At 43.0% G+C, this 890-nt stretch carries 1 protein-coding gene; it reads left to right on the top strand.

Translation table 11 applies throughout. From position 1 onward, the window contains the following. A partial coding sequence (gene secF, locus AB4238_RS22155) for a protein translocase subunit SecF (RefSeq protein WP_372035767.1) occupies window positions 1-870 on the top strand: 870 nt, incomplete at its 5' end. Window positions 871-890 lie beyond the last annotated feature (20 nt).

Below are 890 nucleotides of genomic sequence, written 5' to 3'. Positions count from 1 at the left end.
AAAGCCCGTTACCTTTCGAGTGTACTGTCATTGATTATTATGATCTCATCTATCGGTATTATCTTCAGCCACGGTTTTAATTGGGGCTTAGATTTCACTGGCGGAGTGGTCACCGAAGTTAAAGTTGATGCAAATATTCAAGCATCGCAGATTAGCCAGCTTTTGGCTGCACATTCAGAACAAGAGGTGAGTGTTATCTCTGCAGGAGAGCCTGGACGTTGGGTGCTGAGGTACAGCCAAGTAGATGCTGAATCTAGCACCAATATTGCCAGTGTTTTTGCACCACTAACAGAAAATGTTGAAGTACTTAACTCAAGTATTGTGGGGCCACAAATCGGCCAAGAGCTAGCAGAGCAGGGCGGTTTAGCTTTGCTAGTGGCTATGCTGTGTATATTGGTATATTTGAGCTTTCGCTTTGAATGGCGACTGGCCAGTGGTGCACTATTAGCCTTGTTTCATGATGTTGTATTTGTATTGGCTGTTTTCTCTCTGACACAAATGGAGTTTAACTTAACGATTTTGGCGGCAGTACTGGCCATTTTAGGTTATTCGTTCAATGACTCGATAGTGATTGCCGATAGAATTAGAGAGGTGTTAATCGCCAAACCTAAGATGGCAATTGATGAAATCTGTAGCAGTGCGGTAAAAGCAACCTTTTCTCGAACCATGGTGACCAGTGGTACAACTCTGATTACTGTCGCTGCGTTGTGGTTTATGGGAGGCACGCCATTGGAAGGGTTCTCTATTGCGATGTTCTTAGGCATTTTGATTGGTACTCTATCTTCGATTTCAATAGGAACCTGCTTGCCTGAATTTTTGAACGTAAAAGCTGAGCACTATGAAGTAAAACCAATAAGCGATACGCCATAGTTTTATACCCGTTCTACTTG

Source organism: Shewanella sp. 10N.286.45.A1 (assembly GCF_041470405.1).
Classification (GTDB): domain Bacteria; phylum Pseudomonadota; class Gammaproteobacteria; order Enterobacterales; family Shewanellaceae; genus Shewanella.
Note: the sequence above shows the minus strand (reverse complement) of the source record. Positions and strands in the feature narration are given on the sequence as shown.